23 protein-coding genes are annotated in these 14,515 nt (G+C 69.1%); 1 reads left to right on the forward strand and 22 read right to left on the reverse strand.

Annotated features, from left to right (window positions below):
• Nucleotides 1-75 precede the first annotated feature (75 nt).
• Entirely contained in the window at nucleotides 76-957 is an 882-nt protein-coding gene (locus BLS99_RS20750; protein WP_091053834.1) for a MurR/RpiR family transcriptional regulator, read from the forward strand.
• Between the two features lie 59 nt (nucleotides 958-1,016).
• Here the strand turns inward: BLS99_RS20750 and BLS99_RS20755 are convergent, their stop codons facing one another.
• From BLS99_RS20755 to tuf, 22 genes are all read right to left on the reverse strand, one after another.
• Nucleotides 1,017-1,718 carry a peptidoglycan recognition protein family protein gene (locus BLS99_RS20755; RefSeq protein ID WP_091053642.1) on the reverse strand — a complete coding sequence of 234 codons (702 nt, stop codon included), beginning with the start codon at nucleotides 1,716-1,718 and terminating at the stop codon, nucleotides 1,017-1,019.
• A 56-nt stretch (nucleotides 1,719-1,774) separates the two neighbouring features.
• Entirely contained in the window at nucleotides 1,775-2,467 is a 693-nt protein-coding gene (locus BLS99_RS20760; RefSeq protein WP_091053835.1) for a GH25 family lysozyme, read from the reverse strand.
• 217 nt (nucleotides 2,468-2,684) lie between these two features.
• On the reverse strand, nucleotides 2,685-4,484 hold the full coding sequence (locus tag BLS99_RS20765; RefSeq protein WP_091053643.1) for a glycoside hydrolase family 3 protein: 1,800 nt from the start codon (nucleotides 4,482-4,484) through the stop codon (nucleotides 2,685-2,687).
• Between the two features lie 132 nt (nucleotides 4,485-4,616).
• On the reverse strand, nucleotides 4,617-5,012 hold the full coding sequence (rplR, locus tag BLS99_RS20770; RefSeq protein WP_091053644.1) for a 50S ribosomal protein L18: 396 nt from the start codon (nucleotides 5,010-5,012) through the stop codon (nucleotides 4,617-4,619).
• A complete protein-coding gene (gene rplF / locus BLS99_RS20775) occupies nucleotides 5,012-5,551 on the reverse strand; it encodes a 50S ribosomal protein L6 (RefSeq protein WP_091053645.1) in 540 nt (179 codons plus the stop codon). Before rplF ends, rplR begins: the two co-directional genes overlap by 1 nt.
• Nucleotides 5,552-5,567: 16 nt before the next feature.
• Entirely contained in the window at nucleotides 5,568-5,975 is a 408-nt protein-coding gene (gene rpsH, locus BLS99_RS20780) for a 30S ribosomal protein S8 (RefSeq protein WP_091053646.1), read from the reverse strand.
• An 85-nt stretch (nucleotides 5,976-6,060) separates the two neighbouring features.
• Nucleotides 6,061-6,246: a type Z 30S ribosomal protein S14 gene (locus BLS99_RS20785; protein WP_026929009.1), complete on the reverse strand. Its 186-nt coding sequence runs from the start codon at nucleotides 6,244-6,246 to the stop codon at nucleotides 6,061-6,063.
• Nucleotides 6,246-6,821: a 50S ribosomal protein L5 gene (rplE, locus tag BLS99_RS20790; protein WP_091053647.1), complete on the reverse strand. Its 576-nt coding sequence runs from the start codon at nucleotides 6,819-6,821 to the stop codon at nucleotides 6,246-6,248. The genes BLS99_RS20785 and rplE overlap by 1 nt, the downstream gene beginning before the upstream one ends.
• Complete coding sequence (rplX, locus tag BLS99_RS20795) at nucleotides 6,821-7,135, reverse strand: 50S ribosomal protein L24 (RefSeq protein ID WP_091053648.1); 315 nt, start codon at nucleotides 7,133-7,135, stop codon at nucleotides 6,821-6,823. Before rplX ends, rplE begins: the two co-directional genes overlap by 1 nt.
• Nucleotides 7,136-7,138: 3 nt before the next feature.
• Nucleotides 7,139-7,504: a 50S ribosomal protein L14 gene (gene rplN, locus BLS99_RS20800; RefSeq protein ID WP_091039823.1), complete on the reverse strand. Its 366-nt coding sequence runs from the start codon at nucleotides 7,502-7,504 to the stop codon at nucleotides 7,139-7,141.
• A 12-nt stretch (nucleotides 7,505-7,516) separates the two neighbouring features.
• Nucleotides 7,517-7,786: a 30S ribosomal protein S17 gene (gene rpsQ / locus BLS99_RS20805; RefSeq protein ID WP_091053649.1), complete on the reverse strand. Its 270-nt coding sequence runs from the start codon at nucleotides 7,784-7,786 to the stop codon at nucleotides 7,517-7,519.
• Complete coding sequence (gene rpmC, locus BLS99_RS20810) at nucleotides 7,783-8,016, reverse strand: 50S ribosomal protein L29 (protein ID WP_091053650.1); 234 nt, start codon at nucleotides 8,014-8,016, stop codon at nucleotides 7,783-7,785. The genes rpsQ and rpmC overlap by 4 nt, the downstream gene beginning before the upstream one ends.
• Nucleotides 8,017-8,018: 2 nt before the next feature.
• On the reverse strand, nucleotides 8,019-8,444 hold the full coding sequence (gene rplP / locus BLS99_RS20815) for a 50S ribosomal protein L16 (RefSeq protein WP_030155127.1): 426 nt from the start codon (nucleotides 8,442-8,444) through the stop codon (nucleotides 8,019-8,021).
• 5 nt (nucleotides 8,445-8,449) lie between these two features.
• Nucleotides 8,450-9,259: a 30S ribosomal protein S3 gene (rpsC, locus tag BLS99_RS20820; RefSeq protein ID WP_091053651.1), complete on the reverse strand. Its 810-nt coding sequence runs from the start codon at nucleotides 9,257-9,259 to the stop codon at nucleotides 8,450-8,452.
• Complete coding sequence (rplV, locus tag BLS99_RS20825; protein WP_091053652.1) at nucleotides 9,259-9,723, reverse strand: 50S ribosomal protein L22; 465 nt, start codon at nucleotides 9,721-9,723, stop codon at nucleotides 9,259-9,261. Before rplV ends, rpsC begins: the two co-directional genes overlap by 1 nt.
• 36 nt (nucleotides 9,724-9,759) lie before the next feature.
• The gene (gene rpsS / locus BLS99_RS20830) at nucleotides 9,760-10,041 is read right to left on the reverse strand and encodes a 30S ribosomal protein S19 (RefSeq protein ID WP_091053653.1); all 282 of its coding nucleotides are present in this window, start codon (nucleotides 10,039-10,041) and stop codon (nucleotides 9,760-9,762) included.
• 3 nt (nucleotides 10,042-10,044) lie between these two features.
• Nucleotides 10,045-10,887 carry a 50S ribosomal protein L2 gene (rplB, locus tag BLS99_RS20835; protein ID WP_091053654.1) on the reverse strand — a complete coding sequence of 281 codons (843 nt, stop codon included), beginning with the start codon at nucleotides 10,885-10,887 and terminating at the stop codon, nucleotides 10,045-10,047.
• Between the two features lie 22 nt (nucleotides 10,888-10,909).
• Nucleotides 10,910-11,224: a 50S ribosomal protein L23 gene (gene rplW / locus BLS99_RS20840; protein WP_091053655.1), complete on the reverse strand. Its 315-nt coding sequence runs from the start codon at nucleotides 11,222-11,224 to the stop codon at nucleotides 10,910-10,912.
• The gene (gene rplD, locus BLS99_RS20845; RefSeq protein WP_091053656.1) at nucleotides 11,221-11,871 is read right to left on the reverse strand and encodes a 50S ribosomal protein L4; all 651 of its coding nucleotides are present in this window, start codon (nucleotides 11,869-11,871) and stop codon (nucleotides 11,221-11,223) included. Before rplD ends, rplW begins: the two co-directional genes overlap by 4 nt.
• A gap of 2 nt (nucleotides 11,872-11,873) precedes the next feature.
• Nucleotides 11,874-12,521, reverse strand: coding sequence for a 50S ribosomal protein L3 (rplC, locus tag BLS99_RS20850; RefSeq protein WP_091053657.1), 648 nt, complete (start codon nucleotides 12,519-12,521; stop codon nucleotides 11,874-11,876).
• A gap of 7 nt (nucleotides 12,522-12,528) precedes the next feature.
• Nucleotides 12,529-12,837 carry a 30S ribosomal protein S10 gene (gene rpsJ, locus BLS99_RS20855; protein WP_026922761.1) on the reverse strand — a complete coding sequence of 103 codons (309 nt, stop codon included), beginning with the start codon at nucleotides 12,835-12,837 and terminating at the stop codon, nucleotides 12,529-12,531.
• A gap of 393 nt (nucleotides 12,838-13,230) precedes the next feature.
• A complete protein-coding gene (tuf, locus tag BLS99_RS20860; protein WP_091053658.1) occupies nucleotides 13,231-14,424 on the reverse strand; it encodes an elongation factor Tu in 1,194 nt (397 codons plus the stop codon).
• Nucleotides 14,425-14,515: the final 91 nt, after the last annotated feature.

A 14,515-nucleotide genomic window follows, 5' to 3' on the forward strand; every position in this document is an offset into this window, starting at 1 on the left:
AATTTCACTCACCCAGGATCGCCTGAAGAATCGCGCCGACCCGTGGTGCCGCCGCGGCGGGTGTACCGTGACGTCATGCCAGCAAGCCGCACCGACACGCCCAACCTCCTGGTGCTCATCAAGTCGGTCCTGCCCTCGTTGTCGAAGGCCGAGACCAAGGTCGCCCAAGAGATCATCCGCGAGCCCGAGGCCGCCTCGACGCGGACCATCACCGAACTCGCCCGCGCCGCGGGCACCTCCGAGGCCACCGTCGTGCGCTTCTGCCGCTCCCTCGGCCTCGCCGGCCACCGCGAGCTGCGCATGCGCGCCGCCCAGGCCGTCATCGGCACCGGCGACGGGCCCGACCGCGAGATCGCCGGCGGCGACATCCCCACCGGGGCCGACATGTCCCGCATCATCGCCACGGTCTCGTACGCCGACATGGGCGCGATCACCGACACCGCGAACGCCCTCGACACCGCGGCGTGCGAGGCGGCCGTCGCCGCCCTGGCCGCGGCCGGGCGCATCGACGTGTTCGGGGTCGAGGCGTCGGGCATCGTCGCCGCCGACCTCGTCAAGAAGCTGCACCGCATCGGCTCGGTCGCGTTCTCGTGGCCCGACGTCCACGCCGCCCTCGTCGCGAGCGCCCTCGCCGGCCCCAAGGACGTCGCCGTCGCGATCTCCCACTCCGGCGCGACCACCGAGACCGTGGAGTTCCTGGAGGCCGCCCGCGACCGGGAGGCCGTCACCATCGCGATCACCAACCACGCCCGGTCCCCGCTGGCGCAGGCCGCGGACCTGGTCCTCACCACCGCCGCGCGGGAGACGACGTTCCGGTCCGGGGCCACCGTCAGCCGCATCGCGCAGCTCATGGTCGTCGACTGCCTGTTCGTGGGGGTCGCGGCCAAGCAGCGCAAGCGCACCGCGAAGGCGCTCGCGGCGACCGCGGCCGCGGTCTCGCACCGGCAGCGGACGTGACGATCGCGCGCGGCGGTCACCGTCGCCGCGCGCGATCAGCTTGCGCGCCTTCACCGGTCTTACCGGTCGCGGGCCGCCTCGACCTCGTCCCGCAGCCGCGGGAGCCGGTCGTGGAAGATCCCGGGGCACTGGGTCGAGTTGAAGTCCATGTGCCCGTAGATCTCGCTCGACGGGACGCCGTACTGCTCGCAGGCGAACGCGCACAGCGTCACCAGCGACTCCCACTGGGCCGCGGGCGGGACCGCCCCCGCATGGTACGAGCCCTCGTTGGAGATCCCGATCGCGGAGCCGTTCTGGCCCGAGGTGTGGATGCCCATGATGAAGCGCTGCCCGGACATGAGCGCGGCGAGGCTCCCGGTGGTGCCCTCGGTGATCCAGCCGCCGCGGCTGACGACGAAGTTGTAGCCGGAGTCGCGCCAGCCGTTGCCGTCCATGTGTAGGTCCTGCACCCACTTCGCGTGGGCGTGGGCCTGCGCGCGGGAGAAGTCCGCGGTGTTCGGCGAGACCGTGTGGTGCACGATGAGCTTCGCCGGGCTCCCCTGGATGACGGGGTTGGTGCCGTTGGGGCGCCGCGCGCCCCACTCGGTGGTCGAGTCGACGTCGGGTTCTACTGCGGCCGTGCCGAACTCGGCCGGTTCGTACGCTTCGCCGTTCACGCCGGTCGCGGCGTGCGCGGGCGCGGCGGCGAGGCCGGTGGCCCCGGCGGCGAGGAGGGCGCCGGTCCCGAACAGGACCCGGCGCCGGATGCGGTGGTCGTCCATGGTCTGCCTCCCGGGACGCCGCGGGCCGGGCCCGGCGGCCCGGCCCGCGCGTCGCACTAGGTGTTGTTCGCCAGCGCGAGGAGTCGCGAGGCCGAGCCGTTGAAGTAGTTCCGGTCCACGTTCCCGGAGATGCCCGAGACCGATCCGGTGGACGTGTACTGCCAGAACGTCCAGGTCGTGTTGTTCCACCCGGCGGGCAGCGAGGGGGCCGAGACGCCCCAGTGCGCGATCCACAGCGGGCTCTTGGAGGCCATGCCGGTCCACGAGCCGGTGCAGGTGTTCCACCACGAGGCGGTCGTGTAGATGACGACGTCGCGGCCGGTGCGGGACTTGTACGTGTTGTAGAAGTCGGTGATCCAGTTGCGCATCGAGGTGGTGCTCAGCCCGTAGCAGGCCGCGCCCGAGGGCGGGGCCTCCAGGTCGAGCGCGCCCGGGAGGGTGAGCCCGTCGGCCGACCAGGCGCCGCCGTTGCTGGCGAAGAAGTTCGCCTGCGCGGCGCCGGTGGAGGAGTTGGGGCGCGCGAAGTGGTAGGCGCCGCGGATGACGCCCGCGGCGTGCGCGGCCGGGTAGTTGGTGTTGAAGCGGGCGTCCCTGAAGGTGGTGCCCTCGGTGGCCTTGATGTAGGCGAACTGGATCCCGGAGTTCTTGACGGAGGTCCAGTTGATGGAGCCCTGGTAGTTCGAGACGTCGATGCCCGCCAGGCCCTGGGCCTGGGCGGGGCTCGCGACGGCGAGTCCGGTCGCGGTCATGACCGCGGAGAGGAGGACCACGACCGCGGCGCGCAGCCCGTGGCGTCTTCTGAGGTTGCGGAGGGTGGCGAAGAGGTTCACACGATGCTCCCTGCTTGTCAGGAGATCTCACAATTGGGTGGAGTGCCGGGTTTGGCACCTGGCCCCAGTATGGAGACAATCTCCACAATCAGTCAAGCCTGTGAAAATAACTTTCTGTCCTGTGGTCGCGGGCGTGCTAGGGGTAGCCGATGCCGTGGCCCAGGGGGTACAGGACGTCGCCTGCGGCGCTGGGGACGTCGACCGGGAGCGTCCCGCTCGGCGCGAGGTTCCCGGCGATGGCCTTCGCGAGGGCTTCGAGCGAGGGCGCGGCGTAGGAGTACGCGGCGAGGCTCGCGTTGACGGCGCCGAGGTGCGCGGCGTCGTAGGGGGTCCCGACCGCGGCGGTGACGACGGGCGCGGGCCCGTCGAGGAGGGCCGCGACGAGGTCGGCCTGCGGGGAGCCGGCGCGCACGTTCCGGGTGGCGACCACGACGAGGTCGCGTCCGGCGGCGGCGGCCGCGGCGGCCCCGATCGCGGCGGCGCCCGGGTCGTCCCCGGTGACGTGGGCTTCGGCGTCGAACCCTTGGGCGGCAAGCGCTTCGGCGAGGAGCCGGGTGGTGTTCTCGCCCCAGCCGGTCACCAGGACCGAGCCGCCCGCGAACGGCAGCGTGCCGTCGTTGGCCAGGAGCGTGACCGAGCGGTCGGCGATGTCCGCGGCGGCGGCGCGGTGCGCTTCGGACCCGACCGCCTCAGCGGCGGCGCCCTCGTCGGTCTCGGGAGCGTCCACAATGCCGTGGCGGGTCTTCAATTCGAGGATGCGGCGCACCGATGCGTCGATGCGCGCCTCGGTGAGTTCACCGGAGGCGACGGCGTCGAGCACGGCCTGGTGCGCGAGCGGGAGGTCCGGGGGCATCAGGAGCAGGTCGGCGCCGGCGAGGAGCGCGAGGACCGGGACGCGGTCGTCGCCGTACTCGGTGCGCACCCCCTGCATGTCGAGCGCGTCGGTGACCACCACGCCGGTGAACCCGAGCCGCTCGCGCAGCAGCCCGGTGAGGATCGGGTGCGAGAGCGTCGCGGGCTTGAGCGAGTCGTCCAGGGCCGGGAACTGCAGGTGGGCCGACATGACCATGTCGGTGCCGGCGGCGATCGCGGCCGTGAACGGCGGGGCGTCGATCCGCTCCCACTCCTCGGCGGTGTGCGTGATGACCGGCAGGCCCACGTGGCTGTCGGTCCCGGTGTCGCCGTGCCCGGGGAAGTGCTTGGCGGAGACGGCCACGCCCCCGGCCTGGTACCCGCGCACCTGCGCGGCGGCGAACTCGGCCACGAGCGCCGGGTCGGAGCCGAACGACCGGACCCCGATCACGGGGTTCGCGGGGTCCACATTGACATCGGCGTCGGGCGCGAAATTGTGGTTCAGGCCCATCGCTCGCAATTCCGAACCGGCGATCTCGGCGGCCCGCTCGGCCGCGTCGAGGTCCCGGGTGGCCCCCAGCGGCATCGCCCCGGGGAACTGCGTGGCGGGCTCGCCGATGCGCACGACCGAGCCGTACTCCTGGTCGGTGGCGATGAGCAGCGGCACGGTCGAGGCGGCCTGGAGGCCGTTCGAGAGCGCCGCGACCTGCTCGGGCCCGGTGAGGCCGTTGGCCCAGTCGAAGTAGATGATCCCGCCGGGCCGGTACGCCTCGACGAACGCGGCCCCGGTGTCGGCCCCGAGCCGCTCCCGGTTCGCGGCGATCGCGTCCGCGTCGCCGGTGTCGGCGCTCTCGCCGTGCACGTACACCATGAAGAGCTGGCCGACCTTGTCCTCCAGGGACATCGACGCCATCAGGTCCCCCACGGGGTCCCCGGTCGGCTCCTCCACCGGATCCTCACCCCCGGGCTCGTCGTCGCGGTCGGCGGTCGCCTCGGCGACCACCACCCCGCCCCCGACGACCGCGAAGGCCGCCGTGACGCTGGAGAGCAGCACGGTCTTGCGGGAGACTTTCGCCGAACGCACCCGCACATCCTCGCGCAGACCCCCGGCGCCGCCGCATCCGGCCCCCGCCGGAAACGGCGCAAATCACCGTGAACACCACGAAGCCGGGCCGGAGCATTCGCTCCGGCCCGGCTTGCGAGTCGTCCTAGCGGACTAGAACTTCAGGCCCGAGTCGCGGGCGGCGTCGGCCAGGGCCGCGACGCGGCCGTGGTACTTGACACCGCCGCGGTCGAAGACCACGGCCTCGACGCCGGCGGCCTTGGCGCGCTCGGCGATGAGCCGGCCGACTTCCTTGGCCTTGGCGGTCTTGTCGCCCTCGAAGGCGCGCAGACCGGGCTCCACCGTCGACGCGGCGGCCAGCGTGTGGCCCTGCACGTCGTCGATGACCTGGGCCACGATGTGCTTCGAGGACCGGAAGACCGCGAGGCGCGGCTGGGCGGCCGTCCCGTTGACCTTCTTGCGGCCGCGGAAGTGCCGGCGGTTCTTGCCGATCCGGCGGCGCTCGGACACCGACCCGGACGGGCGGCGGTTTTCGAGTTTGCTCGCCATTACTTGCCTGCCTTCCCGGCCTTGCGGCGGATGCGCTCGTCGACGTACTTGACGCCCTTGCCCTTGTAGGGCTCCGGCGGACGCAGACGGCGGATGTTCGCGGCGACCTGGCCGACCAGCTGCTTGTCGATGCCCTCGACGTGCAGCAGGGTCGGCTTCTCGACGGTGAACGAGATGCCTTCCGGAGCGTCGACCTGGATGGTGTGGGAGAAGCCGAGGCTCATCTCCACGCCCTTGCCCTTGGCCTGCGCCCGGTAACCGGTGCCGTTGATCTCGAGGGACTTCTTGTAGCCCTCCGAGACGCCGACGACCATGTTGTTGACGAGGCTGCGCGACAGGCCGTGCAGGGCCCGCGACTTGCGCTCGTCGTTGGGGCGGGTGACCTCGAGGGACCCGTCGTCGTTCTTCTCGATGCCGATCGGCTCGGGCAGCTCGCTGACGAGCTGGCCCTTGGGGCCCTTCACGGTCACCGTCGCGCCATCGATCTTGACGTCGACGCCGGAGGGCACCAGAATCGGCTGCTTCCCAATGCGGGACATGCTTAATACCCTCCTGCTACCAGACGTAGGCGATGACTTCGCCGCCCACGCCGCGCTTGCGAGCCTGGCGGTCGGTCAGCAGGCCCTGGGACGTGGACACGATGGCCACACCCAGGCCGCCGAGGACGCGCGGCAGCTCAGTGGACTTGGCGTAGACCCGCAGGCCCGGCTTGGAGACGCGGCGCAGGCCCGCCAGGGACCGCTCGCGGCGCTCGCCGAACTTCAGGTCGATGACCAGGGTCTTGCCGACTTTGCCCTCTTCAGGCTCCTCGGCGCGCCAGTCGGCGATGTAGCCCTCCTGCTTGAGGACTTCGGCGATCGAAGCCTTCATCTTGGAGTGCGGCATCGCCAGCGTGTCGTGGTACGCCTGGTTGGCGTTCCGCAGACGGGTCAGCATGTCTGCGATCGGGTCGGTCATTGTCATGTGCGTTGTATACCTTTCTCACCCCGGTTCCCCGCCTTGTGAAGCACGGCAGGGCCTGTGGCGATCGGAGCTATTGCGCCTGGAGTTACCAGGAAGCCTTGTGGACGCCCGGGAGTTCACCCGCGTGGGCCATGTCGCGCACGCAGACGCGGCACAGGCCGAACTTGCGGTAGACGGCCTTCGGCCGGCCGCACTTCTGGCAGCGGGAGTAGGCGCGCACGGCGAACTTCGGCTTCCGCTTGGCCTTCGCGATGAGGGCTTTCTTCGCCATTAGTCGTTCTCCTTGAACGGGAAGCCGAGCAGCTTCAGGAACGCCCGGCCTTCGTCGTCGGTCTTCGCGGTGGTCACCAGCGTGATGTCCATACCGCGAACCCGGTCGATCTTGTCCTGGTCGATCTCGGGGAACACCGACTGCTCGGTCAGACCGAACGTGTAGTTCCCGTTGCCGTCGAACTGCTGGTCCGAGAGCCCGCGGAAGTCGCGGATGCGCGGCAGCGCGATCGCCAGCAGGCGGTCGAGGAACTCCCACATGCGGTCGCCGCGGAGGGTCACCTTCGCGCCGATCGCCTGGCCCTCGCGCAGCTTGAACTGCGCGATCGACTTCTTGGCCCGGCGGACCAGGGGCTTCTGCCCCGTGATCGTCGCCAGGTCCTCGAGCGCACCGTTGATGAGCTTCGAGTCGCGGGCGGCCTCGCCGACACCCATGTTCACCACGATCTTGGTCAGACCGGGGATCTGGTGGATGTTCGCGTAACCGAACTGGTCCTTGAGCGCGTCCCGGATCTCGGAGCGGTACGTCTCCTTGAGGCGGGGCTGCACCTTTTCGACAACCTCAACATCAGTCATTACAGGTCCTTACCCGTCCGCTTCGAAACGCGGACCTTGCGGCCGTCGTCGCCGAACCGGTAGCCGACGCGGGTCGGCTGGTTGTCGGCGTCGAGCACCTGCACGTTGGACACGTGGATCGCCGACTCCTGGGTGACGATGCCACCGGTCTTCGATCCGCGCGCCGTCTGGCCGGCCTTGGTGTGCTTGGTGATGCGGTTGACGCCCTCGACGAGCACGCGCTCGCGGTCGGGGTACGACTCCAGCACCAGGCCCTCGGCGCCCTTGTCCTTGCCCGCGATGACGCGGACTCGGTCGCCCTTCTTGATCTTCATCTCTTACAGCACCTCCGGTGCGAGGGAGATGATCTTCATGAACTGCTTGTCGCGCAGTTCGCGGGCGACCGGCCCGAAGATGCGGGTCCCTCGCGGTTCGCCGTCCTTGACGAGGACGGCGGCGTTCTCGTCGAACTTGATGTACGTGCCGTCGGGACGGCGCGTCTCCTTGACCGTGCGGACGATGACGGCCTTGACGACGTCACCCTTCTTCACCCCGGCGCCCGGGGTGGCGTCCTTCACGGAGGCCACGATCGTGTCGCCGATACCGGCGTAGCGTCGGCCGGAGCCGCCGAGCACCCGGATGCACAGGATCTCCCGCGCCCCGGTGTTGTCGGCGACCTTGAGCCGCGACTCTTGCTGAATCACGTCCCGGTCCCCCTACTTCGCCTTCTCGAGGATCTCGACGATGCGGAACCGCTTGGTCTTCGACAGCGGGCGCGTCTCCATGATGGTGACGCGGTCGCCGATGCCGGCCTCGTTGTTCTCGTCGTGAGCCTTGTACTTCTTGTTGGACTTGATGACCTTGCCGTACAGCGAGTGCTTCTTGCGGTCCTCGACCTCGACGACAGCGGTCTTGTCCATCTTGTCGCCGACGACCAGGCCCTCGAGGACCTTGCGCCGACCGCGAGTCTGAGTTTCCTCGCTCACTTCTCAACCTCCTCCGGCGCGGCGCTGAGGCCCAGCCGGCGCTCGTTCATGACGGTGTAGATCCGCGCGATCTCCTTGCGGATCAGTCCGAGCTGGTGATTGTTCTCCAACTGACCGGTCGCGTGGCGCACCCGGAGGTTGAACAGCTCTTCCTTCTTCTCCAGGAGCTTCGCCTGGAGTTCCTTCTCGCTGAGCTCGCGCAGCTCACCGGTGTCGATACCAGTAGCCATCACTACTCACCTGCCCCTTCGCGAGAGACGATGCGGCACTTCATGGGGAGCTTGTGGATCGCCCGCTGGAGCGCCTCGTGGGCGGTCTCCTCGCTGGGGTACGACAGCTCGAACATGACGCGGCCGGGCTTGACGTTGGCCACCCAGTACTCGGGCGAGCCCTTACCGGAGCCCTGACGGGTCTCGGCCGGCTTCTTGGTGATCGCGCGGTCCGGGAAGATCGTGATCCACACCTTGCCGCCACGCTTGATGTGGCGGGTCATGGCGATACGAGCGGACTCGATCTGGCGGTTGGTCACGTAGCTGTGCTCCAGCGCCTGGATGCCGTACTCGCCGAAGGAGACCTTCGTGCCGCGAGTGGCCTTGCCCTTGCGCTTCGGAGCGTGAGGCTTCCGGTAACCGCGCGGCGGTTTCCGTGGCATGAGCATGTCGCTTAGCCCTCCTGCTTCTCAGTGGCGGGCGCGGCGGCGGCGGCCTCGGCAGGCTGCGCGGCGGCTCCGCGGCCACCACGGCCGCGTCCACCGCGGGCGGCGCCACCGGCACCGCCGCGGCCGCCGCGTCCACCGCGGTCGCCCCCGGCGTCGCGACGACGCTGCACCTGCTCGGCCTGCTCCTTGAGCGTGGCCTCACCCTTGTAGATCCACACCTTCACGCCGATGCGGCCGAAGGTGGTGGCGGCCTCGAACAGGCCGTAGTCGATGTTCGCGCGCAGCGTGTGCAGCGGGACCTGGCCCTCGCGGTACTGCTCCGAACGGCTCATCTCGGCGCCGCCGAGACGGCCCGAGCACTGCACCTTGATGCCCTTCACGGTCGGGTTGCGCATGGCCGACTGGATGGCCTTGCGCATCGCGCGACGGAAGTTGACACGGCTGGACAGCTGCTCCGCGACGCCCTGGGCGACGAGCTGCGCATCGATGTCGGGGTTCTTGACCTCGATGATGTTCAGCTGGACCTGCTTGCCGGTCAGCTTCTCCAGGTTGCCGCGCAGACGATCGGCCTCGGCGCCCTTGCGGCCGATGACGATGCCCGGGCGGGCGGTGTGGATGTCGACGCGGACCCGCTCGCGGGTGCGCTCGATGTCGACCTTGCTGATGCCGGCGCGCTCGAGACCCTTGGTCATGAGCTTGCGGATCTTGACGTCCTCGCCGACGTACTCGGCGTACTCCTTGTCGGCGTACCAACGCGAGGTCCAGTCGGCGCTGATGCCGAGGCGGTACCCGTGCGGGTGGATCTTCTGACCCATTAGGCGGTCTCCTCCTTCTCAGCGGACTCGGACTTCACGTCGGCCTCGACCGGCTTGGGCGAGGCGGCCTTGGGGCGGCGCACCGACGGCGCGGCGGAGCCCTTGGCCTGGATCGACTCGACCACCACGGTGATGTGGCTGGTGCGCTTGTTGATCCGGTAGGCGCGACCGTGGGCGCGCGGACGGTACCGGCGCATGGTCGGGCCCTCGTCGACCTTGATCTCGGACACCAGAAGCGATTCCGGGTCCAGACCGAGGTTGTTCTCGGCGTTCGCCTGAGCCGACGCGATGACCTTGTAGACGACCTCGGCCGCGCTGAACGGCGCGAACTCCAGGGTCGTCAGGGCCTCGTCCACAGGCAGGCCACGCACGAGGTCGACGACGCGGCGCGCCTTGCGAGGTGCTACGCGGACGTACCGCGCCACCGCGCGCGCCTTCGGAGCCTCCTGCTCCACTGTTGCCATCGTTCTAATCCTTCGTTCGTTTCTCAAACCCGTGGCCTAGCGGCGACGGCTCTTCCGGTCGTCCTTCTCGTGCCCCCGGAACGTGCGGGTGGGAGCGAACTCGCCGAGCTTGTGCCCGACCATGTTCTCCGTGACGTAGACCGGAACGTGCTTGCGACCGTCGTGGACGCCGAAGGTCAGCCCGATGAAGTCGGGGGTGATCGTCGAGCGGCGCGACCAGGTCTTGATGACGTTCTTGCTCTTGGTCTCGACGGCGACGTCCACCTTCTTCTGCAGGTGGTCGTCGACGAACGGGCCCTTCTTGAGGCTGCGAGCCATGGCTTACTTACCCCGCTTCCGGTTGGCGTGGCGACGGCGCACGATGAGCCGGTCGGTCGGGTGGTTCTTCTTCCGGGTGCGACCCTCGGGCTTGCCCTGCGGGTTCACCGGGTGGCGACCACCGGACGTGCGGCCCTCGCCACCACCGTGCGGGTGGTCGACCGGGTTCATGACGACACCGCGGACGGTCGGGCGCCAGCCCTTCCAGCGCATGCGGCCGGCCTTGCCCCAGTTGATGTTGCCCTGCTCGGCGTTGCCGACCTCGCCGATGGAGGCGCGGCAGGTGACCTGGACCAGGCGGATCTCGCCGGAGGGCATACGCAGGTGCGCGTACTTGCCTTCACGGGCGAGGAGCTGGATCGAGGCGCCGGCCGAGCGGCCCAGAGCGGCACCGCCGCCGGGCTTGAGCTCCACCGCGTGCACCGTGGTACCGACCGGGATGTGGCGCAGCTCCAGCGAGTTGCCGGGCTTGATGTCCGCCTCGGGGCCGTTCTCGATGGTGTCACCCTGCTTGATCCCCTTGGGGGCCAGGATGTAGCGCTTCTCGCCGTCCGCGTAGTGCAGCAGCGCGATGTTCGCGGTGCGGTTCGGGTCGTACTCGATGTGCGCGACCTTCGCCGGCACGCCGTCCTTGTCGTGGCGGCGGAAGTCGATCACCCGGTAGCGGCGCTTGTGGCCGCCACCGCGGTGACGCGTCGAGATCTTGCCCGAGTTGTTGCGGCCGCCGGTCTTGGAGATCGGGCGCAGCAGCGACTTCTCGGGGGTCGAACGGGTGATCTCGGCGAAATCGGAGACGCTGGAGCCACGACGCCCGGGCGTCGTCGGCTTGTACTTGCGAATAGCCATATCGGTTAACTCCCTGCGTCTCTTAGGCGATCTGTCCGCCGAAGATCTCACCGAGGCGACCGGGGTCGCCTTCGACGGTGACGATCGCGTGCTTGACGCTCTTGCGCTGGCCCCAGCCGGTGCGGGTGCGCTTGCGCTTGCCCGACCGGTTCAGGGTGTTGACGCTCTTGACGTCCACGTCGAAGATCTGCTTGATCGCGATCTTGATGTGGCTCTTGTTGGCGCGCGGGTCGACCTCGAAGGTGTACTTGCCCTCGCCGAGGAGGGTGTAGGTCTTCTCCGAGATGACCGGCTTGATGATGATGTCGCGCGGGTCGGCGACGGTCACTTCGCTCACGCCGCGACCTCCTGGTCCGTCCGGTCCGCGATGAACGCCTCGATGGCGGCCTCGCTGAACACGATGTCCTCGTTGTTGAGCACGTCGTAGGTGTTGACCTGGCCCCAGTCGAGCAGGTGCACCTCGGGGAGGTTGCGCAGGCTCTGGGCCGCGGTCTCCTCGTCGCGGGACAGGACCACGAGGACCTTCTTCGCGCCGGTGATCGCCTCGAGGGCGGCCTTGGCGGTCTTGGTCTTCGGGGCCTCGTCCGCGATAAACGCGTCGATGACGTGCACGTTCTCGCCGCGGACCCGGTCGGTGAGGGCACCCGCGAGCGCGGCGGCCTTCATCTTCTTGGGGGTCCGCTCGGCGTAGGAGCGCGGCTGCGGGCCGTGGACGACGCCGCCGCCCGCGAACTGCGGGGCGCGGGTCGAGCCCTGGCGCGCGCGGCCGGTGCCCTTCTGCCGGTACGGCTTGCGACCGCCGCCGCGGACCTCGCCGCGGGTCTTGGTCTTGGCCGAGCCCGAACGGGCGGCGGCCAGCTGGGCCGTCACGACCTGGTGCATGAGCGGGATGTTCGGCTCGACGTCGAAGATCGACGCCGGGAGCTCGATGGTCTTCCCGGTCGATTCGCCAGAGGCGTTCTTGACGGTGATTTCAAGGCTCATGGTTATGCCACCTGCTTCACTGCGGAGCGGACGAGCACCAGGCCGTTCTTGGGTCCGGGAACGGCGCCCACGATGAGCAGGAGCCCGCGCTCGGCGTCGACCGCCTGGACGCGCAGGTTCTGCGTCGTGTGGCGCGAGCCGCCGTGGCGGCCGGCCATGCGCATGCCCTTGAAGACGCGGCCCGGGGTCGCGCAGCCGCCGATGGAACCGGGGGCGCGGTGGACCTTGTGCGCGCCGTGGCTGGCGGGGAGACCGCCGAAGCCGTGGCGCTTCATGACACCGGCGAAGCCCTTGCCCTTGGTGGTGCCCGTGACGTCGACGATCTGGCCGGCCGTGAAGGTCGTGGCCTCGATCGTCTGGCCGAGCTCGTAGTCGGCGGCGTCCGAGGTGCGCAGTTCGACGAGGTGGCGCCGCGGAGCGACACCGGCCTTCTCGAAGTGGCCCTGGAGCGGCTTGGTGACGTTCTTGAGTTTGATGTCGCCGAAGCCCAGCTGGACGGCCGAGTAGCCGTCGACGTCGGGCTTGCGGACCTGGGTGACCACGTTCGGGCCGGCCTGCACCACAGTGACGGGAACGGCGCGGCCGTTCTCGTCCCAAACCTGGGTCATGCCGAGCTTGGTGCCCAGGATTCCCTTGATCTGCCTGTCCATTGGTCCCCTACAGCTTGATCTCGATGTCGACGCCGGCCGGGAGGTCAAGGCGCATCAACGAGTCGACCGTCTTCGGGGTCGGGTCGAGGATGTCGATGAGGCGCTTGTGCGTGCGCATCTCGAAGTGCTCGCGCGAGTCCTTGTACTTGTGCGGCGACCGGATAACGCAGAAACGGTTGATCTCGGTCGGCAGCGGCACCGGCCCGGAGATGGCAGCACCGGTACGGGTGACCGTCTCCACGATCTTGCGGGCCGAGGAGTCCACGACCTCGTGGTCGTAGGCCTTCAGCCTGATGCGGATCTTCTGTCCCGCCATGTGTCCTAACCTAACGTAAATTGGCTGTTCAGACCGCTCCACGCGGTCGGGCGTGTCGCGAGTTTGAGACTGGCTCGGGCACGCGAATGCCCTCTGCCGGCCTTTCTGGCTCGCCCGCCTGCCCGTCGTGAACGGTCCCTCTCAGCACAGCAACAGCGCCTACTCGGGCCCGCGGGCCGGGCGTGAGCACCGCGCACGTCGAAAGCGCGCTGGTGCGAACGCAACCTGAATATTATGCCTGGTCTCCCGAATGCCCAGCAAGCTGGGGTCGGGGAACAGTGGGGCAGGTTACGCGGATGCGGGTCTCACCGCGTCCGGGACGTCACAGGGCGACGCGGTCCGGAGGCGAATGAACCGGGGCGGCCCGTTGCGGGGCCGCCCCGGTGTGCGGTCTTACTTGACGACCTTGGTGACGCGGCCGGAGCCGACCGTGCGGCCGCCCTCGCGGATCGCGAAGAGCAGGCCCTCGTCCATGGCGATGGGCTGGATGAGCTCCACCTTCATGTCGGTGTTGTCACCCGGCATGACCATCTCGGTGCCCTCGGGGAGGGTCACGACGCCGGTCACGTCGGTGGTGCGGAAGTAGAACTGCGGGCGGTAGTTGTTGAAGAACGGGGTGTGGCGACCGCCCTCGTCCTTCGACAGGATGTACACCGCGGCCTCGAAGTCGGTGTGCGGGGTGGTCGTACCGGGCTTGACGACGACCATGCCGCGCTCGACCTCTTCGCGCTTGGTGCCGCGGAGCAGGAGGCCCACGTTCTCACCGGCGCGCGCGTCGTCGAGGGTCTTGCGGAACATCTCGATGGCGGTCACCTTGGTGGTGATGGCGCCCTCGCGGATGCCGACGATCTCGACGTCCTCGTTCGGGAGGAGCACACCGCGCTCCACACGACCGGTGACGACGGTGCCGCGGCCCGTGATGGTGAAGACGTCCTCGATCGGCATGAGGAACGGCAGGTCGGTGGCGCGCTCCGGCTCCGGGACCGAGTCGTCGACGGCCTGCATGAGCTCGGCCACGGCGTCGACCCACTTCTGCTCGCCCTCGAGGGCGCCCAGCGCGGAGACCTGGACCACCGGCGCGTCGTCGCCCGGGAAGCCCTGGTCGGACAGCAGCTCGCGGACCTCCATCTCGACGAGCTCGAGGATCTCCTCGTCGTCGACCATGTCGGACTTGTTGAGCGCCACCACGACGTAGGGAACGCCGACCTGGCGGGCGAGCAGGACGTGCTCGCGGGTCTGCGGCATGGGGCCGTCGGCGGCGGACACGACCAGGATCGCGCCGTCCATCTGGGCCGCGCCGGTGATCATGTTCTTGATGTAGTCGGCGTGCCCGGGGCAGTCGACGTGCGCGTAGTGACGCGCCTCGGTCTGGTACTCGACGTGCGAGATCGAGATGGTGATACCGCGCTGGCGCTCCTCGGGAGCGTTGTCGATCTCGTCGAACGGCGTGTACGGGTTCAGGTCCGGGAACTTGTCGTGCAGGACCTTGGTGATCGCCGCGGTGAGCGTGGTCTTGCCGTGGTCGACGTGACCGAGCGTACCGATGTTGACGTGCGGCTTGTTCCGCTCGAACTTGGCCTTTGCCACTTCGTCCTCCTGTGGACTGGGTAAATCTGGTTTGACTTATCTGACCTATTGCGTCGCGTTGGAACTCAGCACCTCTGCTGGCAACAGGTGG

The organism is Glycomyces sambucus, from assembly GCF_900102815.1.
In the GTDB taxonomy this organism is placed as follows: domain Bacteria; phylum Actinomycetota; class Actinomycetes; order Mycobacteriales; family Micromonosporaceae; genus Glycomyces; species Glycomyces sambucus.